The organism is Hydrogenophaga sp. (assembly GCF_022844385.1).
Classification (GTDB): Bacteria; Pseudomonadota; Gammaproteobacteria; order Burkholderiales; family Burkholderiaceae_C; genus Hydrogenophaga.
On the sequence record NZ_JALHLX010000226.1, the window covers coordinates 1 to 2,964 of the forward strand.

Genomic DNA, 2,964 nt, shown 5'->3' on the forward strand with positions numbered 1-2,964 from the left:
GTGAAATCGTTGCGCGCGACCTCCGAGGTCGCTCAGAGCTTCTCTGTTTCTCCCACCTTGGGCTGCCACTTCATCAGCCGCTTCTCGATCCTGCCGACCGCCGCGTCCAGGGCCAGCGCGAAGGCGGTGAGCACCAGAATGCCGGCCATCACGGTGTTGATGTCGAAGCTGCCCTCGGCCTGCAGGATGAGGTAGCCCACGCCCTGCGAGGAGCCCAGGTACTCGCCCACCACCGCACCCACGAAGGCCAGGCCCACCGAGGTGTGCAGCGAGCTGAACACCCAGCTGGTCGCGCTCGGCAGATACACATGGCGCAGCAGCTGTTTCTGGCTGGCGCCCAGCATCTTCGCGTTGGCCAGCACCACCGGGCTCACTTCTTTCACGCCCTGGTAGACGTTGAAGAAGACGATGAAGAAGACCAGCGTGACGCCCAGTGCGACCTTGGAGCCCATGCCCAGCCCGAACCACACCGCAAAGATGGGCGCGAGGATGATGCGCGGCATCGAGTTCATGGCCTTGATGTAGGGCTCGAGAATGGCCGAGGCCATGGGCGAGAGCGCCAGCCACAGGCCGCCCCCCAGCCCGGCGGCCGAGCCGATGGCAAAGGCCATCACGGTCTCGGCCAGGGTCACGCCCAGGTGCTGGTAGATGTCCGCATCGGTCACGAACCAGACCCAGATGCGCTCGATCACCCGCAGCGGTTCCCCAAAAAAGAAGGCAGCCTGCCGATCGTTCTCGAACATGAAGTTCGGCAACAGCCCGGGCTTGGTCATGGCGTACCAGAACACGAACACCACCGCGAGCAGGCCGAACTGCCACAGGCGAAGCGTGGCCGGGCGGGGTTTGATCAGGTTCCACATGCGGGTATCAGGCCTCAGGCCGCCTTCTGCAGTTGTTGCTGGTAGCCCTTGAGCACTTCCTCGCGCATCACGGACCAGATGGCGGCATGCAACTCGATGAAGCGGGCGGTGGTCTTGATCTCGGCCACGTCGCGCGGGCGCGGGATGTCGATGTTGAATTCGCCGATGGGGTGACTGGCTGGGCCGGCGCTGAGCACGATCACGCGATCACTCATGGCGATGGCTTCGTCCAGGTCGTGCGTGATGAAGAGCACCGCCTTCTTTTTGGCCGCCCACAGGTCCAGGACCTCGTTCTCCATCAGCTGGCGGGTCTGGATGTCGAGCGCTGAAAACGGTTCATCCATCAGGATGATGTCGGGGTCGAGCACCAGCGTCTGGGCCAGGCTGGTGCGCTTGCGCATACCGCCGCTGAGCTGGTGCGGGTAGCGGTCGCCAAAGCCGCCCAGGCCCACGCGCCGCAGCCATTCCTCGGCCTGCTCGCGCGCGTCGTTCTCGGGTACGCCGCGAAACTCCAGGCCCGCCAGCACGTTGTCGCGCGCGGTGCGCCAGGGCATCAGGCTCTCGGTCTGGAACATGTAGCCCGCGCGCGTGTTGATGCCCTGCAAGGGCTCACCAAAGATGCGCACGCTGCCCTTGCTCGGCTCGAGCAAACCAGCTGCGACGTTGAGCAGCGTGCTCTTGCCGCAGCCGGTCGGCCCCACCACGCTGACGAATTCACCGGCGCCCACGGTCAGGGACACGTTGTCCACCGCCGTGTAGCGCTGGCCGGGCGCGTCTTTGCTGACGAAGGTGCAGGCCACGCCCTGCAGGTCGATCGCCGGGGTCACCGGGCTCAACCTTTCGGGTACTTCTGCATCGCTCTTTGCACGAGTGCGTTGGTGTACACGGCGTTGAGGTCGAGCTTGGCTTCGCCGAGTTTGGGGTCCACGCTGGCCAGCGCCCGAAACGCGGTGTCGGCGCCCTTGGTCGGGAACAGGCCGTTGGGCGAGAGCGCTTTCTGCGCCGCCAGGAAGGCATCAATGTAGACCGCGCGGTCGCCCAGCAGAAAGCCTTCGGGCACGGTGCGGATGATCTCGGCCGCACCAGCCTTCTGGATCCACATGTTGGCGCGCACCATGGCGTTGGCCATGGCCTGCGCGGTGTTGGGATTGCGGTCCAGGAAGGGCTGGGGGCAGTACAGGCAGCCCGCCGGCATGGGGCCACCAAACACCGCTTCGGCCTCGCTCACGATGCGCGTGTCAGTGACGATCTTCAGGTCGCCCGAGCGTTGCAGCAGTGTGATCACGGGGTCGAGGTTGCTGATCGCGTCGATCTGCCCCGAGCGCATGGCGGCCACCGCACCGTTGCCTGCGCCCACGCCGACGATGCTCACATCGTTCGGCTTCAAGCCCGCCTTGGCCAGTACGAAGTTGACCATCACGTTGGTCGAGCTGCCGGGTGCGGTCACGCCCACCTTCTTGCCCTTGAGGTCGGCGATCGACTTGAAGTTGGGCATGGTCTTGGGGTTGACGCCCAGCACGATCTGCGGCGCCAGACCCTGCAGCACGAAGGCGCGCATGGGCTGGCCCTTGAACTGCATGTTGACCGTGTGCTCGAACGCACCCGAGACCACGTCTGCACTGCCGCCCACCACCGCCTGCAGCGCGCGTGCACCACCGGCGAAGTCGTTGATGGTGAGGTCCAGGCCCTCGTCCTTGAAGTAGCCCAGTTGCTCGGCAATGGTCAACGGCAGGTAATACAGCAGGTTCTTGCCGCCGACCGCAATGCTGCACTTGGGCTTCTCGACGGCCTGGGCAATGGCGAAGGTGGGCAGGGTGGCGGCGGCAAGGCCACCGGCCAGCAGATGGCGTCGTTGCATGGTGTGTCTCCAGGTGTGTTCGTTGGCATGCCACCCTTGTCGGGGTGCCGGTCGATGATAGACCGGGGTCATGCCCCCGCGCACTGCGTGCGCATCAGGGTTGGCCCGTAAGCCGATGGTTCACGCGAGCGGCAGCCCGTCCACAAACACCTTGAGCTCGTCGGGCTCGAAGGCGGTCCATTGCTCGTTGCTGGTCAACGGCGTCGTCACCACCACCGCCGCGCGATCGCCGGGCTTGTTCAGGTC

The 2,964-nt window shown here is 65.4% G+C and carries 4 protein-coding genes; all 4 read right to left on the reverse strand.

From position 1 onward, the window contains the following. Positions 1–32 precede the first annotated feature (32 nt). Positions 33–860: an ABC transporter permease gene (locus Q0C59_RS19365; RefSeq protein WP_291218660.1), complete on the reverse strand. Its 828-nt coding sequence runs from the start codon at positions 858–860 to the stop codon at positions 33–35. Between the two features lie 14 nt (positions 861–874). Then, positions 875–1,687 carry an ABC transporter ATP-binding protein gene (locus tag Q0C59_RS19370; protein ID WP_304783439.1) on the reverse strand — a complete coding sequence of 271 codons (813 nt, stop codon included), beginning with the start codon at positions 1,685–1,687 and terminating at the stop codon, positions 875–877. 5 nt (positions 1,688–1,692) lie between these two features. Continuing rightward, positions 1,693–2,718 carry an ABC transporter substrate-binding protein gene (locus Q0C59_RS19375; RefSeq protein ID WP_291218664.1) on the reverse strand — a complete coding sequence of 342 codons (1,026 nt, stop codon included), beginning with the start codon at positions 2,716–2,718 and terminating at the stop codon, positions 1,693–1,695. Positions 2,719–2,838: 120 nt separating this feature from the next. Further along, on the reverse strand, positions 2,839–2,964 hold a 126-nt coding region (locus tag Q0C59_RS19380), incomplete at its 5' end, for a class II glutamine amidotransferase (RefSeq protein ID WP_291218666.1).

What these genes read in the sequence shown, in the direction of transcription:
- Q0C59_RS19365 (WP_291218660.1), bottom strand. Translation starts at nt 860, where the DNA reads ATGTGGAACCTGATCAAACCCCGCCCGGCCACGCTTCGCCTGTGGCAG.
- Q0C59_RS19375 (WP_291218664.1), bottom strand. Translation starts at nt 2,718, where the DNA reads ATGCAACGACGCCATCTGCTGGCCGGTGGCCTTGCCGCCGCCACCCTG.